Annotated in this window: 13 protein-coding genes and 1 pseudogene; 8 read left to right on the top strand and 6 right to left on the bottom strand. The window is 60.7% G+C overall.

Annotated features, from left to right (window positions below; all coding sequences use genetic code 11):
* Positions 1-98: 98 nt before the first annotated feature.
* Positions 99-1,145 carry a Gfo/Idh/MocA family protein gene (locus QDY28_RS28055; protein ID WP_331384569.1) on the top strand — a complete coding sequence of 349 codons (1,047 nt, stop codon included), beginning with the start codon at positions 99-101 and terminating at the stop codon, positions 1,143-1,145.
* Between the two features lie 38 nt (positions 1,146-1,183).
* Here the strand turns inward: QDY28_RS28055 and QDY28_RS28050 are convergent, their stop codons facing one another.
* The 4 genes from QDY28_RS28050 to QDY28_RS28035 all read right to left on the bottom strand — a co-directional run bounded on the left by QDY28_RS28050 (position 1,184) and on the right by QDY28_RS28035 (position 4,970).
* Entirely contained in the window at positions 1,184-2,326 is a 1,143-nt protein-coding gene (locus QDY28_RS28050; protein WP_331384568.1) for an ROK family transcriptional regulator, read from the bottom strand.
* Positions 2,327-2,526: 200 nt separating this feature from the next.
* Entirely contained in the window at positions 2,527-3,402 is an 876-nt protein-coding gene (yghU, locus tag QDY28_RS28045; RefSeq protein ID WP_331384566.1) for a glutathione-dependent disulfide-bond oxidoreductase, read from the bottom strand.
* A 246-nt stretch (positions 3,403-3,648) separates the two neighbouring features.
* Entirely contained in the window at positions 3,649-4,710 is a 1,062-nt protein-coding gene (locus QDY28_RS28040; protein ID WP_331384564.1) for a porin, read from the bottom strand.
* Positions 4,707-4,970, bottom strand: a complete 264-nt coding sequence (locus QDY28_RS28035) for a hypothetical protein (protein ID WP_331384563.1) — start codon at positions 4,968-4,970, stop codon at positions 4,707-4,709. Before QDY28_RS28035 ends, QDY28_RS28040 begins: the two co-directional genes overlap by 4 nt.
* A 454-nt stretch (positions 4,971-5,424) precedes the next feature.
* Between QDY28_RS28035 and QDY28_RS28030 the strand changes: the two genes are divergently transcribed.
* The 6 genes from QDY28_RS28030 (at position 5,425) to hpaI (ending at position 11,822) form a co-directional block, all read left to right on the top strand.
* The gene (locus QDY28_RS28030) at positions 5,425-6,249 is read left to right on the top strand and encodes a bifunctional allantoicase/(S)-ureidoglycine aminohydrolase (RefSeq protein WP_331384562.1); all 825 of its coding nucleotides are present in this window, start codon (positions 5,425-5,427) and stop codon (positions 6,247-6,249) included.
* Between the two features lie 54 nt (positions 6,250-6,303).
* Positions 6,304-7,758 (top strand): NADP-dependent succinate-semialdehyde dehydrogenase, encoded by a 1,455-nt coding sequence (gene gabD, locus QDY28_RS28025; RefSeq protein WP_331384561.1) that lies wholly within the window; start codon positions 6,304-6,306, stop codon positions 7,756-7,758.
* A gap of 151 nt (positions 7,759-7,909) precedes the next feature.
* Entirely contained in the window at positions 7,910-9,316 is a 1,407-nt protein-coding gene (locus tag QDY28_RS28020; protein WP_331384560.1) for a pyridoxal phosphate-dependent decarboxylase family protein, read from the top strand.
* A 54-nt stretch (positions 9,317-9,370) separates the two neighbouring features.
* Positions 9,371-10,201 (top strand): fumarylacetoacetate hydrolase family protein, encoded by an 831-nt coding sequence (locus QDY28_RS28015; RefSeq protein ID WP_442967605.1) that lies wholly within the window; start codon positions 9,371-9,373, stop codon positions 10,199-10,201.
* A complete protein-coding gene (gene hpaH / locus QDY28_RS28010; RefSeq protein WP_331384558.1) occupies positions 10,201-11,004 on the top strand; it encodes a 2-oxo-hept-4-ene-1,7-dioate hydratase in 804 nt (267 codons plus the stop codon). Before QDY28_RS28015 ends, hpaH begins: the two co-directional genes overlap by 1 nt.
* A gap of 11 nt (positions 11,005-11,015) precedes the next feature.
* The gene (gene hpaI / locus QDY28_RS28005) at positions 11,016-11,822 is read left to right on the top strand and encodes a 4-hydroxy-2-oxoheptanedioate aldolase (protein ID WP_331384557.1); all 807 of its coding nucleotides are present in this window, start codon (positions 11,016-11,018) and stop codon (positions 11,820-11,822) included.
* A gap of 145 nt (positions 11,823-11,967) precedes the next feature.
* Here the strand turns inward: hpaI and hpaR are convergent, their stop codons facing one another.
* On the bottom strand, positions 11,968-12,468 hold the full coding sequence (gene hpaR / locus QDY28_RS28000; RefSeq protein ID WP_331384556.1) for a homoprotocatechuate degradation operon regulator HpaR: 501 nt from the start codon (positions 12,466-12,468) through the stop codon (positions 11,968-11,970).
* A 554-nt stretch (positions 12,469-13,022) separates the two neighbouring features.
* Between hpaR and QDY28_RS27995 the strand changes: the two are divergent.
* Positions 13,023-13,484, top strand: a pseudogene (locus tag QDY28_RS27995) (hypothetical protein); the annotation flags it as partial.
* A 662-nt stretch (positions 13,485-14,146) separates the two neighbouring features.
* Here QDY28_RS27995 and QDY28_RS27985 read toward each other — a convergent pair.
* Positions 14,147-25,812, bottom strand: an 11,666-nt coding sequence (locus QDY28_RS27985; protein ID WP_331384555.1) for a T1SS-143 repeat domain-containing protein, incomplete at its 5' end; no start/stop codon positions are given.

Here is a 25,812-nt window from a genome sequence, read left to right as displayed (position 1 = left end):
CAACTTCTGAACGGCGAAGTAGAAATTGTTTTGCCGCAATCACTCGTGGTTCGAGCCTGAAGGTTCGGCCGCGGAGCGGAGATCTATGGGAGGATATCATGCGCTTACTTATTCTCGGCACCGGCGGGATGGCCGACAAACATGCATCGAGCTTCAAGGCGATCGAGGGCGTGAGCGTTGTCGGCGGCGTCGACATCGTTCCCGAGCGGCTGGCTGCCTTCTGCAGCCTGCATGGCATACCCAACCATTTCGGCTCACTCGAAGAAGCGCTTGCCTGGGGCGAGTTTGACGCGGTCGCCAATGTCACGCCGGACCGCGTCCATCACCCCACCACGATGCAGGCGATTGCGGCCGGCAAGCATGTCTTCTGCGAAAAGCCGCTTGCGACCGATGCCGTCAAAGCCATGGAGATGGCGGAAGCGATGGAGAAATCCGGCAAGGTCGGAATGGTGAATTTCACCTACCGCAACTCCCCTACCCTGCAGAAAGGCCGACAAATGGTGCTCGCCGGCGAGATCGGCGCCGTGCGCCATGTCGAGGCGTCGCATCTGCAGAGCTGGCTGGTCGGCAAGGCCTGGGGGGACTGGAAGACGGAAAGCAAATGGCTGTGGCGTCTCAGCAAGAAACATGGCTCCAATGGCGCTCTTGGCGACATCGGCATCCATATCGTCGACTTCACCTCCTATGGCTCGGGACTCGACGTCGCGCATGTCTTTGGCCGCCTGAAAACCTTCACCAAGGCGCCTGGCGACAAGATCGATGAATATGATCTCGATGCCAATGACAGCTTCACCTTGAATGTCGACTTCACATCGGGCGCGATCGGGACGATCCAGGCAACCCGTACGGCAGCCGGCCAGCTCGATGAGCTGCGCTTGCGTGTCTATGGCGAGACAGGCTCAATCGAGATGATCTACGATACGGGCAAGTCGACACTGCGCGCCTGCCTCGGCGACGATGTTCATACCGCCACATGGCGCGACATCCCGTTCGATCCGGTCGAAACCAACTACCAGCGCTTCGTGCAGGCCGTCAGGGCCGGCAAGACGCAGGAGCCTTCCTTCCGGCGCGCCGCCAATATTCAGAAGGTGCTCGACAAGGCGATCGCCTCCGATCTCAGTCACAGGGACGAACATGTGGCATAGCCACAGTGACATCCCGGTCGAATGGCCGGGCATGTCACCTATCCCGCTGATGGCGACGGCAAAAGCGCGTCGAAGAACGGCAGCAGCGCCGCTCCGAGGGCAATGCCGCCGCCGTCGAAGCTGGCTGGCCTGATCGGCGATATCCATGGCGTGATGAATGGGCGAATGGTCGTATTGCGGCGCTCGATCGACATTTGGTGGATCAGCGCTTCGATTATGCCGCGCGGCAGATCACCCCCGATAAGAATGGCCCCCGGAGCCAGGAACCCGGCCGTCGCGATGATAGCGTCGAGCAGATGACCGGCGGCATTTTTCACCCAATCGGAAATTGTCGCCGACATCGGCAATTCCTCTCCGGCCAGAAGCGCCGCGTACTCCTCTGCCGACAGGCCGGCCTGCAGTGCGTGCAAACCGACGATGCTGTCGAGCCGCACATGATCCGGACCCGTCCGCATCGCGCCGATGCTGCCCGCCCGGCCATGCACTCCGGCAAAGGGCACGCCGCGCACGAGAAGCGCAGCCTCCACCGTATCGTCGACGATGATCATCACGAGGCCGCCTTCGGGCATCGGCGCGCCGATAGTGCGCTCGGCAAGCACCGCTGCTACGCACTCACGCTCGACCAGCACGCGGAGCGGCCGCGAATCAAGCATTATCTGCCCAACGCTGATGTCATCGCTCGAGCGCGCGGCAATGCCTATGCCAAGCACGCAATGCGCCGCTGTATTGCGCTCCAGAAGATCGCCTGCCGCCTTTTCAAGACTGACCGGCAGCTCGATCGTCTGATCGAGCGGTGTCCGCTCGCGAATCTGGCCGCTGAGATCGACCAGCACGGCTTCCGGGCATGCACCGCCCAGCCGAACGCCGATCGAAAAGGCACCATCCGGATTGAGCGCAAATTCCGTCGAGGAAGCCCCCTTGGCCGCATCCCTGCGCCGCCTGGATGTGACGAGCCCGTCATCCCCCAACCGCCGCAATATGTTCGTGATGCCTGGTCCGCTGAGCCCAGTTCGCTGTCCCAGTTCAAGCCGCGTCAACGGACCGTAGCGGCGAATGGCTTCGAGGATGACGCGGAAATTCCGGTCGGCGATTTCGGTCGATCGAAGGCCGACTTTCTTGGACGCCATCACGCCCGGGCCGACGCGCGCTCGTCCTTGACCGTCTGACCGTGAGTGCCGCATGAACCCTCTTCTTTGTCACGCTTCGACATATGATATCATCGATGCCTTTTATCATCGGGACATCTCTTGTCGAGGCGGCGCCAAAACGGCTCACCGATGGCGGATAGCCTTGGCGGCCGCCTTCATGTGCACTGGATGTCGGGTTCTGCGTCTTAGCCGGGCGCAGCAACGCCCAGCTTTGGTTCCAGCGAAATGATCGCTCAGCTCGCGGGCTCGAGCTTGTCCTGCGTCCTCGTTTCGAAATCGCTGGCGTCGTGGCGCTCATGCAACTGGCTTGAAGGCTCACCGGATACCCGGTTGACCATCCGTCCGCGTTTCACTGCCGGCCGCTCGAAGATAGCGTCCGCCCAACGCTGAACGTTCTTATAATCCTGCACCTGCAGGAACTCCGCCGCACCATATTGCCAGCCCTTGGCGAGGCCGCCATACCAGGGCCAAACGGCCATATCGGCGATCGTATAATCCTTGCCGCCCAAATATTCGCTTTCGGCAAGGCGGCGATCGAGCACGTCGAGCTGGCGCTTCACCTCCATGGCAAAGCGGTCGATCGCATATTCGATCTTCGTCGGCGCATAGGCATAGAAATGGCCGAAACCGCCGCCGAGATAGGGCGCGCTTCCCATCTGCCAGAACAGCCAAGATAGGCACTCGGCGCGCGCGGCGGCGTCGGTCGGCAGGAAGGCGCCGAACTTTTCGGCGAGATAGACAAGGATCGACCCAGACTCGAAAACCCGAATCGGCGTCGGGCCGCTGCGGTCCATCAGAGCCGGTATCTTGGAGTTGGGATTGACCTCCACGAAGCCGCTTCCGAACTGCTCACCCTCGCCGATCCTGATCAGCCAGGCGTCATATTCCGCGCCGCTGTGACCGAGAGCCAGCAACTCTTCGAGCATGATCGTGACTTTCACGCCGTTCGGCGTTGCGAGCGAGTAAAGCTGGAGGGGATGGCCGCCGACCGGCAGATCCTTGTCGTGCGTCGGTCCGGCGATCGGACGGTTGATACTCGCGAACTGGCCACCATTCGCCTTGTTCCAAGTCCAGATTTTCGGCGGCGTGTAATCGGAAGAACCGGTCATGCTCAAACTCCTGATATTTGACAGGGACGTACAATCGATATCGTTCGATGATCGCTATGCACCTAGCAGAGGTAGCGATGTTTTGTCAGGGGCAAGGGCGCCACTTCACACAACAGTGAGACAATTATCGAATTGAGCGTCGAGATCGAGCAATGAACTGAGCGAATTTGCGATAGGCACGAAAAAAGGCCCGGAGGGAAACCGGGCCTTCTCCCTTTTCTGATCGGAGGTCAAATTCAGATCAGATTAGAAGCTCCGCTCGAAGCGAAGGATACCAGCCCACTGATCTTCGTTGATCGAATCCCAGTTGGTGTAGGAAACTTCCGGCTCGATGAGCAGGTTCTTGACCGGGTTGAACTTCAGGTTCGTCGTAGCGGCGAAGATCTTGGAGTCGGTGTAAGCGACCTGGAAGTTCCACTTCAGCTTCTCGTTGATCGGAACGCTTGCGCCGCCCCAAACTGCCCAGTCGCCCCAGCCGATACCGGAAGCGTCGCCGCCGCCGTTCGCGCCAGCGTACTTGTTCAGCTTGTCGCCGTCCGTGTTCCAGCCGCCCATGACGAAGGCCGAGAAGACGCCGAAGTCGGCATCGACACGAGCCTTGATAGCGCCTTCTTCGACGATGGAGTCATAACCACCGACGACCTTGAAGGACCATGCGCCAGCCTTGTAGCCAGCACCGGCAACGACGTCCGGAGCGTAGTGATCCGAGCTGTCTTCGCCGTTAGCACCGGTTGCGCCAGCGCCAGAGTTGGTGTCTTCGAGCGAGATCACAGCCGTGAAGCCGTTGCCAGCGTCGTAGTTGTAGGTGATCTGGTTGAGTTCGTACGGGCCGTCATAGACCACGTCGTCGTTGATGACGTCGCCAGCGTAGCCGGTGAATACGTTGAACTGCGAGTCTTCCTTACCGATGGTGAAGCCACCGAGGCTGATGCTGCCATGAAGGAAGTTGGTGCTCGTGGAGCCGCCTTCCTGCCAATCCCAACGCAGTTCCGTGTTGGTCTTCAGAGGACCGTATTCGGTGTCGGTAGCAGTCTGGAGCTGCAGTTCAGCGCGGGTGTGCCAGAGCGTGCCGCGAACGTTGTTCGGGTTGTAAGCGTCGTACCATTCACCTTCCGTACGAACCTTGCCGCCGATCTTGAGGCAGGTTTCGGTGCCCGGAATGAAGAAGTAGCCTGCGCCGTATGCGTCGCAGATACGGACGTATTCGAGCGGCTCCGGTTCAGCAGCAACAACAGCGTCGGCCGCGTGAGCACCGGAAACTGCTGCAAGCGCAGCAGCGGAGCCGAGAAGAAGGCTCTTGATATTCATTTTTTCTCCAATCTGTGTGCCTGATCGGAACGACCCGGAGCTTGTCCGTTGCGTTCATTCATCCGGCTGTTCCCTATAATCGAAAGTTTTTGAACTTCCGGGCGCAAGATAGCCAGAGAAGCATCGTAGCCAATATAGTATTTTGGTAAATCCAAGAAAATTACCGACACAAATCCGTCATAGATGCAGAAATACATCAGTAAATTAAGAATAATCGAATATATAAGCCCCAATTTGGCGTCAGAAATATTCAGAAACATACGCTCTGTACGTATAACTACACATATTACACTTATAATACTTATCAGTAGCGTTCATATTGTAAGGTACTATTATCATTTTGAGTCGATTTATTGTGGGGATTTATACTCTTACGGCTGTGAGTTGATTGAACCCAATGCCTCCATTGGTTGTCTAAGGTGGGCTGCCTTAAGATTTTCCGGCCAGGAGTGCAGATCCGTTGCTGGCATAGCAGGCCGCAGGTTCTGACGGTCGTCAGTCCCAGCTTACAGATGCCTTGGCGGTGGATGGCAAAAGGCATTCGGGCGGCGGTTACGAGTACAGGAGGGCTGGAGTGGCGGTCCGGTCGAAAGCTTGTTGTGGGCCCCGTCAAAGACTGGACAAACCCGTTGGATGTGGGCAAACCGATACCATGTTCGCCATGTCCTGATGCTACCAATCAGGCAGGATCATATGCGCCATACGGAGGGAAAAGTGACGAAACCAACTTATTTCGCGCCCGCAGGCGGCGCTCCGAAGCAAACGGACCTCCTAACCGGCCGCGCGGTCTTTACCGAAGCCTATGCCGTGATCCCGAAAGGCGTGATGATGGACATCGTCACAAGCTATCTGCCTTTCTGGGAGGGAACGCGCCTTTGGGTGCTCTCGCGCCCACTTTCCGGCTTTGCGGAAACCTTCTCACAGTACATCATGGAGGTCACCCCAGGAGGCGGCAGTGAGCAGCCAGAACTGGATCCGCACGCCGAAGGGGTGCTTTTCATTTTGGAAGGGGAGGTCACGGTCGAACTCGGGGGAGAAACTCATATACTCCATCCCGGTGGTTACGCCTTCTTGCCACCCTCCTCCGGCTGGCGACTTCGCAATCGCGGATCGGTCATGGCGCGCTTCCACTGGATTCGCAAGGCGTATGAGGCCGTCCCGGGCATGGACGCGCCGGAGCCAATTTTCACCAATGAGCAGGAAATCGCACCGACGCCGATGCCGGGAACGGACGGGAAATGGGCAACCACCCGCTTCGTCGATCCAATGGACCTGCGCCACGACATGCACGTCACGATCGTTACCTTCGAACCCGGCGCAGTCATCCCGTTTGCAGAAACCCACGTGATGGAGCACGGTCTCTACGTTCTCGAGGGCAAAGCCGTTTATCGGCTGAATCAAGATTGGGTGGAAGTCGAGGCTGGCGACTTCATGTGGCTCCGCGCCTTCTGCCCTCAGGCCTGCTATGCAGGAGGGCCGGGAAAATTCCGCTACCTTCTCTACAAGGATGTCAATCGCCATATGAAACTGTCGCGATGACGGAAATGGGCATGTAATATGCCGCTACGGCGTCTATTGCTCGAGGAGACTGTCATGAATTTGAAAGACGCAACATTGTTCCGGCAGGCGGCACTGGTCGGCGGCGAGTGGATCGAAGCCGATCCATCCAATGCGATCAAGGTCGACAATCCGGCGACGGGCGAGATCATCGGTCTTGTTCCCAATCTGGGTGCTGCCGAGACCAAGAAGGCGATTGCCGCGGCCGAGATTGCACAAAAGGAATGGGCGGCCCGCACCGCCAAGGAACGCTCCGGCATCCTCAGGCGCTGGTTCGAGCTGATGATGGAAAACCAGGATGATCTCGGACGCATCCTGACCGCCGAACAGGGCAAGCCGCTCCCCGAGGCCAAGGGCGAAATCGCCTATGGCGCAAGCTTCGTCGAATGGTTCGCCGAAGAAGCCCGCCGCGTCTATGGCGACATTATCCCCGGCCACCAGAAGGACAAGCGCATCCTGGTCATGAAGCAGCCGATCGGCGTCGTCGCGGCAATCACCCCCTGGAACTTCCCGAATGCCATGATCACCCGCAAGGCCGGCCCGGCCTTTGCCGCCGGCTGCGCCATGGTCCTGAAGCCCGCCTCGCAGACGCCGTTTTCGGCAATCGCGATCGCGGTGCTTGCCGAACGCGCCGGCCTGCCGAAGGGCTTGTTCAGCGTATTGACCGGCTCGGCCCGCGCCATCGGCGGCGAGATGACGGCAAGCCCTGTCGTGCGCAAGCTGACCTTCACCGGCTCGACCGAAGTCGGCGCCGAACTTTATAAGCAGAGTGCGCCGACCATCAAGAAGCTCGGACTGGAGCTCGGCGGCAATGCGCCCTTCATCGTCTTTGATGATGCCGATCTCGATGCCGCCGTCGAAGGCGCGTTGATCGCCAAGTTCCGCAACAACGGCCAGACCTGCGTCTGTGCTAACCGCCTCTATGTGCAGGACGGTGTCTACGATGCCTTTGCCGAGAAGCTCTCCAAGGCGGTCGGCGGGCTTAAGACCGGCAACGGCTTCGACCAGGGCATCAATCTCGGTCCGCTGATCGACGAAGCAGCCCTTGCCAAGGTCGAGGAGCACGTTGCCGATGCGCTCTCCAAAGGCGGCCGCGTCGTTGCCGGCGGTCATCGCCATCAGCTCGGCGGACGCTTCTATGAGGCGACGGTGCTTGCCGATATCACGCCGGCGATGGCGGTCGCGAGAGAAGAGACTTTCGGTCCGGTCGCTCCCCTCTTCCGCTTCAAGGATGAGGCCGATGTCATTGCTCAGGCCAACGACACCGAGTTCGGTCTTGCCTCCTATTTCTATGCCAAGGATCTCGCCCGCGTCTTCCGCGTCGCCGAGGCGCTGGAATACGGCATGGTCGGGGTCAATACCGGCCTGATCTCGACGGCCGAAGCGCCCTTTGGTGGCGTCAAGCTCTCCGGTCTCGGCCGCGAGGGCTCGCGCTACGGCATCGAGGAATTCACCGAAATCAAATATGTCTGCCTCGGCGGTGTCGCCTGAGACAAAGGGGAGGCGCGAGATAGCATGACCATCCCAGATTTAGTCTCATGGCGCGGCGGCAGCATTTCAAAGAGCCGGCTGTTCCCCATGGAACATTGCGCAAGGGATGGCACAGCGCAGAGACAACGCACTACCAAATAGGGAATGATATATGGACAGCGAAGAATTCCGTCATTGGTCCCGAAAAGTCGCCGACTGGGGCACCGATTATCGCGCGGGCCTGCGCGAGCGGCCGGTGCGGGCGCAAACGAAGCCTGGCGACATCGCCCGGCAAATCGCTGATGCGGCACCGGAAGCAGGCGAGGCCATGGAGGCAATCTTCGCCGATTTCGAGCGCATCATTCCGGACGGTCTGACGCACTGGCAGCACCCTCGCTTCTTTGCCTATTTCCCGGCGAATGCCGCGCCAGTCTCGGTGATAGCGGACTACCTCGTCACCTCCATCGCCGCGCAGTGCATGCTGTGGCAGACATCGCCGGCGGCGACGGAGCTTGAAACTCGCGTGGTCGACTGGCTGCGACGAGCCATGGGACTTCCGGATGGTTTTGCCGGTGTCATCCAGGATTCCGCCTCAACTGCGACGCTCGCAGCCGTGCTTGTGATGCGCGAAAAAGCTCTCGGCTGGAAGGGCAACAGCGAGGGGCTTTCAGGGCACAAGGCCGTACGCGTCTATGCTTCAAAACAGGTGCACACTTCCATTGACCGAGCGATCTGGATAGCGGGCATCGGCGAGGCGAATCTCGTGCGCATTCCCACCAAAGGCACGCTCAATGGCATCGATCCCGAAGCGCTGGATGCCGCGATCAAGGCCGACCTTGCCGCCGGCCATATTCCGGCCGGCGTCATAGCCTGCACGGGCGGCACCTCAATCGGCGCCTGCGACCCGATCCGCGCCGTTGCGGAAGTCGTGAAGGCGCACAAGCTCTACCTGCATGTCGACGCCGCCTGGGCCGGCTCCGCGATGATCTGCCCCGAGTTCCGCAGGCTCTGGGACGGTGTTGAGGCGGCGGACTCCATCGTCTTCAACCCGCACAAATGGCTCGGTGCCAATTTCGATTGCTCGGTACAGTTTATCCGCAGTCCGGAAGACCAGGTACGCACGCTCGCCATTCAGCCCGAATATCTGAAGACGCATGGCCATGACGGCATCATCGACTACTCCGAATGGTCCGTACCGCTCGGCCGTCGTTTTCGCGCGCTGAAACTCTGGTTTCTCATGCGCTATCACGGGCTTGAAGGGCTGCGCACCATCATCCGCAACCATGTAACCTGGTCGGAAGAGCTGGCTAAACGGCTTGCCGCCGAACCGGATTTCGAACTCGTCAGCGAACCGGTGCTATCGCTCTTCTCCTTCCGCCATAAAGGCGGTGAGGACGCCGACAGGCACAACATTGCACTGGTCAACGCCATCAACGACGATGGCCGCATCTATCTCACGCAAACCCGCGTCGACGGGCGTATCGCCATCCGCTTCCAGGCAGGCCAGTTCGAGATGACCCGCGATGACGCCGACACGGCCTTTACGTCAAACACCGAGATTGCCCGCAGTTTGACATAGGAGACCATTTTGACCGAACGGCCCCGCCTCGCCAGCTTTTCCCACCACGGCACCCTGAAATATGGTCTCGTCAAGACCGATGGCGTCGTCGACCTCTCCGCGCGCCATGGCGCGACATGGCCGACGCTCCGCGAGGTGATAGAGGCCGGTCGCCTCGTTCAACTCGCCGAGGAAGCCAAGACGTTGAGGCCAGATTTCGCGCTGGACGAAATCCGCTTCGAGATTCCCATTCCCCGACCGGAAAAGATCATCTGCGTCGGGGTCAACTTCCCCGACCGCAACGAGGAGTACAAGGATGGGCAGGCGGCACCTTCAAATCCCTCGCTCTTCATCCGCTTTCCGAGCTCCTTCACCGGACACGACCAGCCGCTGATCCGGCCGCCGGAAAGCCCGCAGCTCGACTATGAGGGGGAGATCGTCATTGTCATCGGAAAGGGCGGCCGCCGGATCGCGGAAGCCGATGCCTTCTCCCATATCGCGGCCCTGTCGCTCTGCAACGAAGGCACGATCCGCGACTGGGTTCGGCATGCGAAGTTCAACGTGACCCAGGGCAAGAACTTCGATCGCACCGGCGCGATCGGCCCTTGGCTGGTTCCGTTCAAAGATGAAGCTCAGATCGCCGACATCAAACTGGAAACCCGGGTCAATGGCGAAGTGCGCCAGAGCGACCGCACCAGCCGGATGATCTTCTCCTTCCGCAAGATCATCAACTACGTCTCCACCTTCACCACGCTTGTTCCCGGCGACGTCATCGTCACGGGCACGCCGACGGGAGCCGGTGCCCGCTTCGATCCGCCGATCTGGCTGAAGCCCGGCGATGTCGTCGAAGTCGAGGCCGATGGTCTCGGCATCCTGAAAAACACCATCGCCGACGAGGTGCACTGATGCTGTCTCATGACGAAATCCAGGCCGCCGCCGAGAGCCTCGATCAGGCCGAGCGGACGCGTGTCCAGACCGGGCTTCTCTCGCTTAAGCACCCGGAGATGACCATGGACGATTCCTATGCCGTCCAGAGCGCCTGGGTCAAAAAGAAGATTGCTGCAGGACGCAAGCCGATCGGCTGGAAGATCGGGCTGACGTCGAAGGCGATGCAATATGCCCTTAACATCAACATCCCCGATTCCGGCGTACTCTTCGACGACATGGTGTTCGAGGACGGCGCGACCGTGCCGGCCGACCGATTCATCCAGCCGCGCATCGAAGCGGAGATCGCTTTCGTCATGAAGGCGCCGCTCAAGGGGCCGAACGTCTCGATCTTCGATGTGCTAAACGCCACCGACTACGTTACGCCGGCCCTCGAAATCCTGGATACCCGCATCCTTCGCGTTGATCCCGAGACGAAGAAAGCGCGCACCATCGTCGACACCATCTCCGACAATGCCGCCAATGCCGGCATCGTCACCGGCGGCCGCGCCGTGCGGCCCGGTGAGATCGACATGCGCTGGATGGGTGCGATCGTCAGCCGCAATGCCGAGGTCGAGGAGACTGGCCTTGGCGCCGGCGTTCTCAACCAGCCCGCCCGCGGCATCGCCTGGCTTGCCAATCGGCTGGCGGAATATGGCGACGGCATCGAAGCCGGCCAGATCGTTCTGGCGGGCTCCTTCATCCGGCCGATCGAGGCGCGGCACGGCGATACGATCAATGCCGATTTCGGCCCCTACGGATCGGTCAGCCTGTTCTTTGCATGAAGGAGTGAACCATGCCGGCGCCCAAAAATCTTTTCAAACAGGCCCTGAAGGAAGGACGAGCCCAGATCGGTCTATGGCAGGCGCTCGCCAATGCCTACACAGTCGAAATCTCAGCCGGCGCCGGTTACGACTGGTTGCTCCTCGACGCCGAGCATGCGCCGAACGATGTGCCGCTTCTCGTCTCGCAACTGCAGGCGATGAAAGGCACGGCAAGCCACGCGGTGATCCGTCCGCCGATTGGCGAGACCTGGATCATCAAGCAGATGCTCGATATCGGCGCTCAGACCCTGCTCATCCCGATGGTCGACAGCAAGGAAATGGCCGAAACCATGGTCAGGGCGGTCAGATATCCACCGCATGGCGTGCGCGGCGTCGGCGCGGCCCTTGCCCGTGCATCCGCCTTCAACCGCATTCCCGACTATCTGCCGACAGCCAATAACGAGATCTGCCTGCTTCTGCAGGTGGAAAGCCGCGTGGGGCTTGCGGCACTCGACGCCATCGCCTCGACCGAGGGCGTAGACGGTGTTTTCATCGGGCCTGCCGATCTCGCGGCCGACATGGGTTACCTCGGCAAGCCGGGCGCGCCGGAAGTTCAAGCAGAGGTCGAAAAGGCGCTCGCCAAGATCCAGTCGCACGGCAAGGCCGCCGGTATCCTTATCGGCGATCTCTCGCTTGCCAAACGGTATCTCGACCTTGGCGCGACCTTCGTCGCAATCGGCAACGACGTCACCCTGCTTGCCAATGCTACGACCAAGCTCCTCGACGACTTCAAGAAGGCGGACGTGGCCAAGCCGCTGGCAGACGCGAAAGTCTACTGATCACTAACGGCAAAATCGTTTCCGCCATGTATTGTTAGCCGTTGCGATGGCCGCGGAATAATGTGTCGCATTTACCGTGCTGCGATCGCCCTCCGAGTTGTCAAGTGCGGCTCAACAGCTTCCCGGCCCTGCAAGTTTGATAGTTTCAGTCCTCGCCGCTCACTTCGCCTTCGAGCTTCAATGCGGCCAGTTCATCGAGCATATCCAACAACTGTTCCATCCGCTGGGTTCCAAAGCGCGCGCCGATATCGGCGTAGACCTTTAGGCTTTCTGGCATGACTTCATCGATCATCGCCTGCCCCGTAGCCGTGATTCTCAGCAACACTCTTCGCCCGTCGGCATCATCTTTATGCTTGGTAATGAAACCACGCTCCTCCAGCGAACGGATCATGCGAGTCAGGCTCGGCGCCAGGATCGAGGCCTTGTCGGCGACTTCACTTGCATCGAGAGTCCCAGCTTCGGACAGCACGCGAATAACGCGCCATTGCTGCTCCGTCACGTCATGGGCCGCCAGGATTGGTCGAAAATGGCTCATCACCGCTTCACGCGCACGCAAAAGTCCGATTGTCAGCGATCTCCGGTGCTCCTGCTGCAGCCGGCTCGACGATGAGAGAGTTCCAGACTTATCCTGCTTTCCATTCTTCATACGGTTCCGATCGCGCGCTTTTTGTGATGACGATTTCTTCGCGAACTTGAGAGGTGACGGCAAATCACGAGGAGCTAGTTAACACAGCAACGACCAATCACAAGCTCGTTCGCTCCACGAACCTTATAAGCGCGTACAGGGAGATCGTCATGCTATGAGTAACTCTAAGCTTCACCGTTGGGATAAGCGCTTATGGGCGATTCGCCGCCTTAGCGTCTGGCGCCCATGCATCGTCACGACCGTGGATAGCAGAATATCAGTGAAACCTAGCAAGACAAGGTGAGAACAAGCGGGCGAAATCAACCTTCGCCAGTCTCTGGAAGCTCATTATCACCCGCGCTACGTTTTCACCTCCAGGAAGGAAATAAACATTTCCGCACAGCTCACGAAGTTTTGTGAATATGTGACATCTTTCCGATTTTGTCGTCTTTTAATGATAATTAGCGAATAACTTTACTCCTATTTTAGTATGTTTTTGCGTATGGAATTTTTAGCCGGAAAACCATTTCCTTCAGGGTCATAGAGCGCGGGACGCTCGCCTCGGAGGTAGGTCAATGAAACGAACCTATTCGGTCGCGTTCGTGATTCTGGTCCTTCTATTTTCCGAAACAACAGGTGCGGCAGAACCCGTCCGCCGATACACCAGGGGAAGTCGGCAAGAGCTGAGCGGATCTCATCAAGAGGTAAGCGGATCGGACCAGAAGGTAAGCCGATCCTACATGCTGCAGACGGTAGGCGTCCAGGCTAGCTGCTTTCCGGAAAAGCTGCGCAAAATCCTCTCCCATATCGCAGCAGAAACTCATCGAGAGCCGATCGTCACGTCAGGCCTCAGGGCGCATGGCCGAATAGGCTCGCTACACCGGCGCTGCCTGGCAGCGGACATCCGCGTGCCTGGCGCGTCCTATCGCGCCGTAATCGCAGCCGCGGTCAGCGCGCCTGACATCGGCGGCATCGGCACATACTGCAACGGCATCGTTCACGTCGATCTCGGTTCGAAGCGCTTCTGGAACTACTGCTCGCGCGGCCGGCACTTCTTCCGTCCGGGTTCGCCGTTGATCGCTGCGGCAGGGGACTCGGCGGGCCGCTTGCGGTTCAAGTTGCGACGGACCATAGCCAGATCTACGCCGCCGATCAGGAAAACGACGACGAAAGACACGACCATCACGACAAGTGTCAGCAAGGCCAAGGTGCCGGTCTTGGTCAGCAGCGTCGAGCTGGAAGCCAAAAGCGGCTCTGAGCGATAAGAAGGACGTTCGGTCGTTTCCAAAGCCTCCGACTTCCATTCGCACGGCGGACGATCGCGACCCCCGGTCCGCTGGGCCTACCTCGGCTCACGAGGTAGGGCTCTCGTTTGATTGCAGCTATTTTGAGAGAATTCTATAGTCATCTTCTTGGTGTGCGCTTGGAGGCCGCTAGGTCAAGTTTCGCTTGAGCAGCACATGGAGCGGCGTCAGAACGCGCCGGATAAAGGCACTGAAGCTAAGGATCTCGCTGAGGATCGCGGTCGTCGCTCTGGCGGCCCCAGCAATGGTGCTGCTTCGAGGAAGGCCGAACAAAGCTATGTGGCGCGCCACAATGATCTCAGCGGGAAACTCTCGACACCTTTCCCGATTTAAACATCGCTATAGCGTCGCGGCGCGTCTCGCGCCGCTCGAGATTTAGAGTCGGCGTGAAGGCATCAGGCGCCGGCAGTTTGCGTATGGGTCGCAAGCTGCTCTTCGTGGTTGTTGAACAGCACATGGACGGCATCGTGGCCCGTGGACGCGTAGTTCTGCAGCGTGGCGACCACATGGGTTTCCGAGCCGGTGTTGATGCTGATCTTCGTCGAATTGGTTGCGGTATCGACCGCTGCCGTCATCGACGCGACAGCATTCGCCTCGGTCATGCCCGGATGCTCGCCGACCAGCGCGTTCAGCAGGTTCGAAACATCCAGCTTGTCGCCCTCTCCCTTCGGGCTGAAGTCGGTGATGACGTCGGCCATGTTGAGGTTGTGCAGCGCCTGGGCATCGAGCACGAAAGTATCCGCGCCGACGCCGCCGGTCATGGTGTAGCCGCCGCCACTCGTCAGCGTGTCGCTGCCGTCGGTGCCGTAGAGATGGCCGAAGTCGATCTCGGCATAGTCGCCGTCGTGGCCGAGTGAGAAGTCGCTGGCCGAGTAGTCGCCGTTAAGACCGATGCTTGCGGTGTGGATACCATCGGTGACGGTCAGCACGCCACCGGTTTTCGCCGCATTTTCCGCAAAGGAGAAGCTGGCGGTCGCGGCAGAGATATCGCCGAACCGCAGCTCATCATTGGCGTCGAGGCCGGCGATTGTGCCCGTGAAGGCCGCCGCATGGTCGATGGTGATGGTGGCCCGGGCGTCCGTGCTCAGCGTGATCGCCTCGCTGAACGAGCCGCCGATTTCGAGGCTGGCGTGACCCGACAGCAGCGCCGTGCCGCTGCCGCTGACATTGCCCTCGAGATTGATGCTGCCGCCATTCGCCCACAATACGCCGTCATTGACGACGCTGCTGTGTATGTCGAGGCCGCCGGACCCGGTCACCTCTAGCATGCCGGTGTTGTTCACCGCGTTGACACCGGTGTCGATGACGAGCGCGTGGATGCCGTCGGCAATGATCGTGCCCTCGTTGACCAGCGTCAGGTGCCCGTCGCCGAGCTGGCCGGCGCCGGAGATGGTGTTGTCAACGTTGGTCAGTGTGACATCGTCGCCGCTGCCGAAGATGATGTTGGACGCATCGTCGGACAACATCACCGTGCCGCCGCCGGTTAGCGTGAGGCCGTGCTGCACGATTTCGAAGGCCGTCTCGTTACCGGTCGAGGCGAGGTGAATGCTGCCGGTGTTGTCGAGCGTGCCGCTGAACGGCATCAGCGCGCCGTCTGAGAGCACCATGTCGTCGGTATTGTGGGTGACGACCGCCTCATTGAACAGGAAGTCGTCCGCAGTCAGAGCCGCGGCGCTGACGCCTGCCAAGGTGATGGTCTCGCCATCGCCGAGCGTGATGACGGCATTGCCCGACGCGTCGGTCGACAGATGGGCCTGAACGTCGGCGAAGCTTGAGAAGCCAGCGAACCCGATCAGATCGATCTTGTCATGCGCCGTATCGAAGTTGTGTACGACGTCGGCGCCGATGGCATTCGCGAAGACCAGCGTGTCGTTGCCGCTCGATGCGGTGAGCGTATCGTCCCCCGACCAGGCGAAAATCGGCGCGCCCTTGGCATAGGCTTCGACGTTATCGGCCACAGTGGCCATGCCAGTCGAACCGTCCGCGTTGGTCCAGGTCTCGGTGACCTGGAGGACCACCGCGCCGGTGACGCCATCGGGCGAGGTGACCGTCAGCGACGACGGATCGTTCGTCACCACGGACCAGGTGCCATCGGCGTTATGCGTGCCTTCGCTCAGCACCCAGCCGGCGGGAAGGCCAGCAACGGTCAACGTGACCGCGCCGACATGATCCGACGGAGCAGAGAGTGCCAGGTTCATGGCTTCGCCGGAGATGCCGGCGGGCATGTTCGTATACGTATAGTCCACATGCACAGCGGCAGAGGATGTTCCGCCATCGCCGTCGCTGACTGTGAAAGTAACGGTCCGGTCGCCTCCCGAATTCGAGGTGGAGCTGAATTGAATGTCCTTTAGCAACGCCGTCACCAAAACCGGCGTAGCATTCGCGTTGAAACTTACCGTCAGCGTTGCACCACCATCGCTGGATACGAGCGTGCCAATGTTCTTCCCACCATAAAACAGGTTACCGGAGCTAAAACCTAGAACGGTCAACTTGTCTGAGGAGCCCGACGACTTGACGACAAGTGTTCCGTCGCTGAAATTCGTGGAGTCAGTGTCTGTGACGAGAGCGTGCGGTGCCAAATTAACGGCGCTCGTCTTCGCTTTGTAGCTGATTGATGAATCGCTTCCGGTGGTCGTGGTGTTCAGATCCAGCACCGGCGCCACATCTTGTTGCGCGGCGACGGTGAGTGTCGTTGTGGTCACGCTACTATTCGCCGCCCCATCATTGACGGACCAACTGATCGTCCGAGTGGCCGTGCTGGAGTTCGTCGATGCGAACGTCACGCTGTCCAGGACCGCCTGGTAATGCGCCAGCGTGTCGTTGCCGGTAAGCGTCAATACGCCGGTTGTGGCGTTGTAGCTTGCGGTAATCGACGTCCCCGTCAGCGTCGCCGACAGTACGTCGCCGCTCGCAAAGCCGCTCGAGATCGAAACCTTTGCCGACGCCAGTGTTGTATTATCGGCGTCCGCCACAGTCGTCGTGCTCGACAGCACCAAGGCGGCATCTCCCGCGGTATAGGACGCAGTCGAGGCAGTGCTGCTCAGCACCGGCGCATCGTTCGTGCCGTTGACCGTCACCACGACGGTCTGCGTCGTGACGCCGTCTTGGCCATCGCTCAACTGAACCAGGAAGCTTTCCTGCGGATGATCCGAAGCCATCAGAGAATTAGCCTTCGATTGATCCAGGGCATAAGTCCAGGTGCCGTTCGCATTGACGCTCAGCGTGCCGTAAGTGCCGGTAACCGACCCCCCATTAGCAGTCTGGCCACTGCCCGCAACCACCGACCACGTCAGGGACGTGTTGTCGACATCAGCCCCGGTCAGATGGCCGGAGATTGTGTTGTGAGCGCTGTCGTCGGCAACGCCAACACCAGCCTCAGTTACGGCACCGCTGGCACTGTCGCCGCTGCTGATCGAGATCGTCGGCGCGTCGTTCGTCCCGTTGACTGTCACCAAGACCGTCTGCGTCGTGACGCCGCCTTGGCCATCGCTCAACTGAACCGTGAAACTCTCCTGAGGATGATCCGAAGCCGTCAGCGAATTGGCCTTCGACTGATCCAGAGTATAGCTCCAGGTACCGTTCGCATTGACGCTGAGCGTGCCGTAAGTGCCGGTGACCGACCCACCATTGGCAGTCTGGCCGCTGCCCGCGACCACCGACCACGTCAGGGTCGGGCTGTCGATATCAGCCCCGGTCAGATGGCCGGAGATCGTGTTGTGAGCGCTGTCGTCAGCAACACCAATTCCGGCTTCAGTCACGGCACCGCTGGCGATGTCGCCGCTGGCGATCGAGATCGTCGGTGCGTCGTTGGTGCCATTGACCGTCACGACAACCGTCTGCGTCGTGATGCCGCCTTGGCCGTCGCTCAGTTGCACCGTGAAGCTTTCCTGCAGATGATCCGAAGCCGTCAGTGGATTGGCCTTCGACTGATCCAGAGTATAGGTCCAGGTACCGTCCGTACCGACACTCAGCGTGCCGTAAGTGCCAGTGACCGAGTCGCTCCCGTTGACAGTCTGGTTGCCGCTCGCAATCACCGACCACGTCAGGGACGTGTTGTCGACATCAGCCCCGGTCAGATGGCCGGAGATTGTGTTGTGAGCGCTGTCGTCGGCAACGCCAACACCAGCCTCGGTCACCGCACCGTTGGCGCTATCGCCGCTGACGATCGAGATCGTCGGCGCGTCGTTCGTGCCGTCGACCGTTACCACGACTGTCTGCGTCGTGATGCCGCCTTGGTTGTCGCTCAACTGAACCGTGAAGCTTTCCTGCGGATGATCTGAGGTATTCAGCGAATCGGCCTTCGACTGATCCAAGACATAGGTCCAGGTGCCATCCACACCGACGCTCAGCGTACCATAAGCGCCTGCAACCGACCCACTCCCGTTGGCCGTCTGGCCGTTGTTCGCAACCACCGACCACGTCAGGGTCGGGCTGTCGATATCAGCCCCGGTTAGATGACCGGAAACCGTGTTGTGAGCGCTGTCGTCGGCAACACCAATGCCGGCTTCGGTCACGGCACCGCTCGCGCTGTCGCCGCTGGCGATGGAGATCGTCGGAGCATCGTTCGTGCCGTTGATCGTCACCACGATGTCATGGGTGGTTCCGTCGACGGAGGAGACCGTGAACGTGTCGGTCGTGCTCTGGTTCACACCCAGATTCTGCACGGCTGACAGGCTGTCATCGACCTTGTAAGTCCAGCTACCGTCCGCACCGATCGTCAGCGTACCGAGATGCGTGTTGTCCGGGTCGATGGTCGTCGCCTGGAAATTGCCTTCGCCCCGATCCGCATCGTTGATCGCCAACGTGCCGCTTGCCTGCAGATAGCCGTCGGCGGAAACATTCAGGTCTTCCGTGACAGCTCCGTTATCGACACCGCCGATCTCCGCCGGGTGATTGACGTGGTCCACAGCGATTGTGAAGGCGCCTGTTCCCAACGTCACAGAGTCGCCATCGGAATCCGTGGCCTTAACGTATTGCGAGAAGTCGAGCGTCTGGTCCTTGGCACCGTCGATCGTCTGGTCAAGCACGAACGTGGCATGGCCGCTGGTGTCGACGGTCAACGTGAAGACCGTGACGCCCCCCGCCGAGCCGATGATTGTATGCCCATCCGTGCTGTCGAGCGTGATGGCCGCACCGTTGTACGTCAACGCGGTGCCACCTGTCAGGGTACCGGAAGAGGTACCGGCTGCGACGGCGTTCGCCGACCAGCTCAACGGGCTGTCAGCACCGGAGTTGACGAGCGAGGTCAGTTCCGCCGTCGTCGTTGCGGAGTGTTCGGCAGTCGTCACCACGCCATCGTCGGAGACGGATGCGGAAATCCCGGTACCGGTCAGCGTCGGCGCGTCGTCGGCGATATTGAACGTCAGGGTCTCCTGAGCCGTTTTGCCGTTCATATCCGTCACCGTATAGGTGAACTGATCCGTATCTCCCGATGGGTTCGAGCCCGCATGCGTCAGCGTGTAGGTATACGCGCCGTTCGCATCGATTACGAGATCACCGTAGGAACCGTGGATCGTCGTCGTCTGGCTGTCCGGGGCCGTTTGATCGACCCCTACCGCCGTGCCGTCGGCACCCGCAACGCTGGTGATGTGCGGATTATCCAGGGTGCCAAGGGCAATGCTGCCCGTAGCTGTCAGTTCAGAAGGCTGCGGATTGGAGCCGCCCGAAAGATTGGCCTCCGAGAGTGGCGTTGCATCGACCGTCGGAGCAAAGACCGTCGGGGCGATGACAGCAGACGTCGTCTGCGTCGCGATATCGCTGAAGCCCTGACCATCCGTATAGTTCACCGTCAGGATCAATGAATGCCCGACATCGGCGCTCGTCACCGTGTAGGACGATGCGGTTCCGAGAACCGTATGGGACTGATCGTCCGCCCAGCTCCACGCATAGGTCACGCCGGACTGCCCGTGATCCGGGTCGTTTGTCGCAATCGCCGCGTTCAGCGTGTCGCCTGCAACGAGTGCTTTGCCTGTATGCGTCGTCTGATCGGTAATCGAGACCTTCGCCGCACCGTCGTCAACGGCGGTCACGGTGACTGTCATCGTATGGGCGGCCGAAGTGTCGACGCCGCCGTCGGCGGTGCCGCCGTTATCCTGCACCGTGAAGCCGAAGTTCGCGGTTTCGGTCGCGCCGGCAAACCCCGCCGAAGGCGTGAAGTGAAGCGTTGAAAGCGCGCTCGCGGCGATGTGCTGACCGACCGTGACGGCTGTCCCGCCAAGATAAAGCATCCCACCGGTCGGAAGGCTGGTGATGGTGACGGATTTCAGCGTATTGCCGTCGATGCTATCGCTAAAAGCGAAGTCCTTCGACGAGAAATAATAGGCCGCATGTTCGCCGGTGGAGACGCTTCCGTCCGCCGTGGTCGGCGCGTGGTTGACGCCGTCGACCCTGATGGTGAAGGTGCCGCTGGTTTTGCTGCCGTCGCCGTCGGTGACCGTGTAACCGATCGAGAGTGTCGAGGAGTGGCCGAGCGCCAGAGCATCGAGTGCGCTGCCCGGCGTGACGGTCACGTGACCGGCATCGATCGTGACCATGGAGGTGCTCAGCGTCGACCCGGCGAGATCGCCGTTGGCGCTGACGCCGTCGACATGGATAGCGCCGCTCTGGGCCGCTCCGTCGGCGCCGAAGGCGATGGTTCCGGAAGCCAGCGCGAAAGTCGCGCTGCCGTCGTTCTCATGCATCGATCCGACCAGAATGGTGCTTGCGATCGGCTTATCATCGGCGATGTTGAAGGTCAGGGTTGCAGTCTGGCTTTCACCGTCAATCGGCGCGTCGCTGACGGTGACGGAGAAGGAGTCATGGTTGCTCGCCCCGCTCGTGGTGCTGGTCAGCGTATAGGTGTAGTTGATGGCCGTCGTGGTGACGCTGAGGATATGCAGCGTTCCGTAGGCACCCTGAATGGTGGCATTGGTATCGCCATTGGCGATTGTGGCGCCGACGTTGAACGTATGGCCTGCGATTGTCACCGTCGAAGGTGCATCGCCTGCAGTGATTGCGATGCTACCCGAATGGACATTGGCGACGCCAGCCGTCCCCGTACCACCCGGCAAGCCGCTTTCGCTGACGCTTGATGCCAGGCCGGCTGAAGAGATTGTCGGAAGGCTGTCCGTGGCCGACTGCACGACGACGGTGACGGAGCCGCTGCCCAGGGTGACTGCATCGCCGTCGAAATCCGTCGCCGTAACGTATTTCGAGAAGTCGAGCGGCAGCGTTTTGCCGCCGTCGATCGCGTGGTAAAGATCGAATGTGGCGTGACCGCTCGTGGAGTCGACGGTCAACGTGAAGACCGTGACGCCCCCGGCCGAGCCGGTGATCGTGTGCCCATCCGTGCTCGCGAGCGTGATGGCCGTGCCGTTGTAGGTCAGCCCGGCACCGCCTGTCAGGTTACCGGAAGACGTTCCAGTGGCGACCGTGTTCACCGACCAAGTCAACGGGCTGTCGGCGCTGGCGTGGACGAGCGAGGTCAGATCTACCGTCGTCTCGGCGGGATCTTGGGTGGGCGTCGTCGTCGTGTCGGTGACATGGATGTTGTCGACCGTGACTGTCAGCGAGTTGTCATGCGGATCGATCTCGAGCGACGTCAGTTGTTTGCCTTCGAGGGCAGTGCCGGCAGCCGAGAAGGTCGTACCGGTAGTCGTCACCGAATACGTATGACCTTGCGCATCGGTACCGATGATCGTGACCGTCTTGGACGACGGGCCTTTGTGGTCAAACACACCGATATCCATCTGTGTCACGACAAAGGCCGTTCCCGTGTTGGACACGAGCACGATCTCACCACCCTTGGACGACGAGCCTACCTCACCGCCGCTGACGCTGCCTTCGGTAACCGTCAGTTTGGCAGCCGAAGGGTTCACCGTGTCGAAATCGACGGTGTAAGATCCCGTCGTCACCACGGGAGCATTGATCGCCGTTTCCGAGACGGTCGCGGAAACCGAGGCATGATCAACCAACGTCGGCACATCGTCGGTGACATCGACCGAGAAGCTCTGCGTGCCGCTCGTGGTGTCGCTGTCGCCGTCATGCCCGGCAACCTGGAAGGTCAGCTTGATATCCGAGAGATTGGTTTGACCGTTGACGTCGTCGAGCGATTTGTAAAGCGTGAAGTTGTAGGCGCCGCTGGCGTGGCCGCTGTCCTGAGAGAGGACAACTTTGAAGACCCAGCTCGACTGATCGGCGGCATTGCTGCCGGTGTAGGCGATGAGCGTCATGCCGTCACCGCTGAGCGAATAGGACAGCGCGTGGCCGCCAGAGCTCAGCTTGGTCGCATCAAGCGTCTGATTGTTGCCGTAGCTTGCGGTGAAATAGCTGCCGTTCGAACGCGGTACGAAGGTGACAGCATGGGCGGCCGGGCCGTCGGCGCCGAAGGCGAGATTGAGCGCAACCGCGCCAGTGCTGATGCCAGAGGGCGACAGCGAACCCGAGTTCGCCAGAAGGTCATGCTCGGCAAGTGTCTTCGTCGATACGGCGCCGCCGATCGACGGGCCGTCATCATCGAAGCGAATGCTGCTGCCGATGGAAACGGACTTGGCGACGGTGTCGCCATCGCTATCGGTCGCGCTCAGCACCGCCGAGAGCTTGCCGGTGAGATCGACCGTATCGCCGTCCGACTTCGACGTGTTCGGGTTGGCGAGCGACATGTACTGGGCGATGCTGACCTTGCCGCTGTTGTCGAGGCGGATCGCAAAGGCGATCTCGCCGTCGGCGATCTTGCCGACAACCGTGCCGTTGGCGAGCTGCGAGAGCGTGATCGCCTGACCAGCAGTCGTCGTCAAGCCGGAGTCGGCATTGTCGATATGAAGCGTCAGGCTGCTCGTCGTACCCGACGCATCGTCGGCGCCCATCGAGACCGACGGCGAGACGACGTTGTGCTGAGCGTAGACCGCCGACATATCGCGATCGTTGCCGCCAGTGATGCCGGCAAACAGGCTCTTGACCGCATTGCTTGCGTTGACGTCGTTGTCGCCGCTGCCGCTCTCGTCGATCGTGATCGAGCCAGTGAGGGCAAGATCGACCTTCGGCGCATCGTCGACGATCGTGACTTTCAAAGCGCCGGTCAGTGTCACGGTGTCGCCGTCGCCGTCAGTCGCCTGGATGACGGAACCGAAGTCGATGGCCGAGATCGAGCTATTGCCTGAGCGCAGGTCGTTGCCGGGACCAGCGACGTTGTCGAGCTGATCGTACTGCTGGAAGGTGAAGCTGCCGTTGCCAGAGAGCGACAATGACAGGACCGGGCGGTCGAGGACCGGGTTGTAGCCGTTGTGGTGGTCATTATCGACATAGCCGATGATCACGTTGTTGACCACGGCATAGGAGAGCGCTTCGCCACCCGAAGTCAGATGCAGAGCGGTAAGCGTCGACGTCGCATTGGCGGTGAAGCTGAAGCCGCCACTGACCGCTGCGCCATCGGCACCGAAGGAAACGGTGGAAGCAACGGAACCGGATACCGTGGCCGCAAAGCCGAAACCGAATAGTGCGGGCTGCGAGGACGATCCGTCATGCGTGCCATCGAGCGCGCTGTTGCCATGCGACAGGAGATTGTAAATGTCGCCCTCGTCGGCCGTGACTGCAACGGTCGTGCCGGAGGCAACTGGGACGTCGTCCGTGATGGCAATCGCCAGCGAGCCGTTCGCTGTATCACCGTCGCCATCGGTGACCGTGAAGCCGAAATTCAGCGTCAGGCTGTCTTCGGTCGTCGACGACGTCGAATGTACAAGCGGCGCATCCGCGGTGAAGCTGTAGGAACCGTCGGAGTTGATCGTCAGAACCGCGACGGTGGCATGGCTGGAGGCGCCGGTTGCCGTCCAGGTCGTCACACCGTTCGCCGCAGACGACGTCCAGGACACCGCTTCCTGATGGCCGATGCCGTGGCTGTCGAGGTAGATCGCCTTTAGCGTCGGCAGGCTGTCCATCGACACGCCCTTGACGCCGTCGGCACCGGCGGAGAACAGAGCCCCTGCGTCGCCATTGATCGTCTTCGCGTCTGCGGTGCCGTCCAGGTTGCCATGTGCCTGCGCGTCATCGTTGAGCGGCGTCGAGGTGGCATCGACCTTATAGGCGATTGGCGCGTCGTCCTTGACGGTAACCGTCAGCGAGCCGCTGGCCGTATCGCTGTCACCATCGGCGACGGTGAAGTTGAAGGTCAGATCCTGCGTATTTTCCGCGGTCGGGCTTGCCGCATGGGCGACCGGCGCACTGAGTGTGAAGCTGTAGGAACCATCCGTGCCGATCGTCAGTGTCGCGACCGTCTGGCCGCTATCCTTGCCCGTCGCGATCCAGATCGTCTCGCCGCCTGCGGCCGTCGTCGGGCTGCCCCAAACGACCGACTCGACATGGGCAAAGCCGTCCTTGCCGGTATAGATGGCGCTGAAATCCGTCGTCGCTCCGAGCGTCACCTGATGGACGCCATCAGCGCCGCCCGAAAAGAGCGTGCCGCTCGCGCCAGTGACCGTGTCGATATCGGTTACGCCGGCCGTATCGAGATTTCCGCCCTTCAGGGCGTCGTCGTTCAGCGTCACGTTGTTCACGGTGACAGTGTTTGCCAGCGGCACGTCATCTGTAACATGCAAGGTCAGCGACCCCGTCGACGTATCGTTGTCGCCATCGGTCACCGTGAAGGTGAAGGTCAGCGGGAAGCTTTCTTCCGTCGTGCCGGAGGTCGGGTGGACGAGCGGCGCACTGGTGCTGAAGGTGTATGAGCCATCGGCATTGATGGTCAGCGTGGCGACGGTGTCGTGATTGGCGCTGGAAGCAACCCAGGTCGTCGCACCGCCAGAAATCGTCGGCTTGCCCCAGGTAACGTCTTCCTGCTGCGCGAATCCGTTGGTGTCAACATAGATCGTTTTCAGAGCCGGAAGGCTGGACTGATCGATCGAGACGCTTGCAGAACTGTCGGCGCCAGCGCTGAACAGGGCGCCGGGAGCGCCCGAGACGCTATGCGCGTTGGCGTCGTTGGCATCCGGGTTTCCGTCGATCTGCGCATCGTCATTCAGCGGCGAAGCAGTGTTGTCAATCGCGTGAGCAACAGGCTTGTCGTCAGCAACGGTGATGGTGAAGCTGTTCGTGACGGTATCGCCATCGGAATCGGTTGCCGTGTAGCCGAAGGTCAGCGTGATGGCATCCGAACCCTTGGCGTCGTCGAGCGACTGCACCAGCGTGAAGTTATAGTGGCCGTTGTCGGTATCCGAGACCGTGGCGTAGAAAACGACATTGGATGCGGAAGTTGCCGTCGGAGCGGCCTCGCCGGTGTAGCCAACCAGTGTGCCGTCAGCCAGCAGCGCCGTGTGAACGGCAAGACCGTGCGAGCTCAGCGCCTCGCCGTCCTGGCCCTGCGTCGTGACGGTGGCATCGGTGAAGGCGACCGAGCGGTCGCCGGCCCCACCCTGGTTGGTGTTGGCGTTATCGGCACCCCAGGAGATGTTGAGCGAGCCGGTGGTGATGGCATCGGTCTCGACATGCGGGTTTTCGTTGCCGCTCGGAAGCGCGCCTTCGGTGACGGAACCGGCATCGCCGGTCGCAGCGACAGGCTTGTCGTCGGCAACGGTGATGGTGAAGCTGTTCGTGGCGGTATCGCCATCGGAGTCGGTTGCCGTGTAGCCGAAGGTCAGCGTGATGGCATCAGAACCCTTGGCGTCGTCGAGCGACTGCACCAGCGTGAAGTTATAGTGGCCGTTGTCGGTGTCCGAGACCGTCGCGTAGAAGACGATGTTCGAGCCAACCGCGCCCTCGCCATTCATCACGGCCGTCGGAGCGGCCTCGCCGGTGTAGCCAACCAGTGTGCCGTCAGCCAGCAGCGCCGTGTGAACGGCAAGACCGTGCGAGCTCAGCGCCTCGCCGTCCTGGCCCTGTGTCGTGACGGTGGCATCGGTGAAGGCGACCGAGCGGTCACCGGCCCCACCCTTGTCGGTGTTGGCGTTATCGGCACCCCAGGAGATGTTGAGCGAGCCGGTGGTGATGGCATCGGTCTCGACATGCGGGTTTTCGTTGCCGCTCGGAAGCGCGCCTTCGGTGACGGAACTGGCATCGCCGGTCGCAGCGACAGGCTTGTCGTCGGCAACGGTGA

It is taken from the genome of Rhizobium sp. BR 362 (assembly GCF_036528765.1).
Lineage (GTDB): Bacteria > Pseudomonadota > Alphaproteobacteria > Rhizobiales > Rhizobiaceae > Rhizobium.
This window is presented reverse-complemented; position numbering and strand designations above follow the sequence as displayed.

Excerpts from the sequence above, each read along its gene's own strand:
- yghU (WP_331384566.1), bottom strand. The coding sequence starts at position 3,402 with ATGACCGGTTCTTCCGATTACACGCCGCCGAAAATCTGGACTTGGAAC.
- QDY28_RS28040 (WP_331384564.1), bottom strand. The coding sequence starts at position 4,710 with ATGAATATCAAGAGCCTTCTTCTCGGCTCCGCTGCTGCGCTTGCAGCA.
- QDY28_RS28020 (WP_331384560.1), top strand. The coding sequence starts at position 7,910 with ATGGACAGCGAAGAATTCCGTCATTGGTCCCGAAAAGTCGCCGACTGG.
- QDY28_RS28055 (WP_331384569.1), top strand. The coding sequence starts at position 99 with ATGCGCTTACTTATTCTCGGCACCGGCGGGATGGCCGACAAACATGCA.
- hpaR (WP_331384556.1), bottom strand. The coding sequence starts at position 12,468 with ATGAAGAATGGAAAGCAGGATAAGTCTGGAACTCTCTCATCGTCGAGC.
- QDY28_RS28035 (WP_331384563.1), bottom strand. The coding sequence starts at position 4,970 with ATGTTTCTGAATATTTCTGACGCCAAATTGGGGCTTATATATTCGATT.
- QDY28_RS28050 (WP_331384568.1), bottom strand. The coding sequence starts at position 2,326 with ATGCGGCACTCACGGTCAGACGGTCAAGGACGAGCGCGCGTCGGCCCG.
- gabD (WP_331384561.1), top strand. The coding sequence starts at position 6,304 with ATGAATTTGAAAGACGCAACATTGTTCCGGCAGGCGGCACTGGTCGGC.
- hpaH (WP_331384558.1), top strand. The coding sequence starts at position 10,201 with ATGCTGTCTCATGACGAAATCCAGGCCGCCGCCGAGAGCCTCGATCAG.
- hpaI (WP_331384557.1), top strand. The coding sequence starts at position 11,016 with ATGCCGGCGCCCAAAAATCTTTTCAAACAGGCCCTGAAGGAAGGACGA.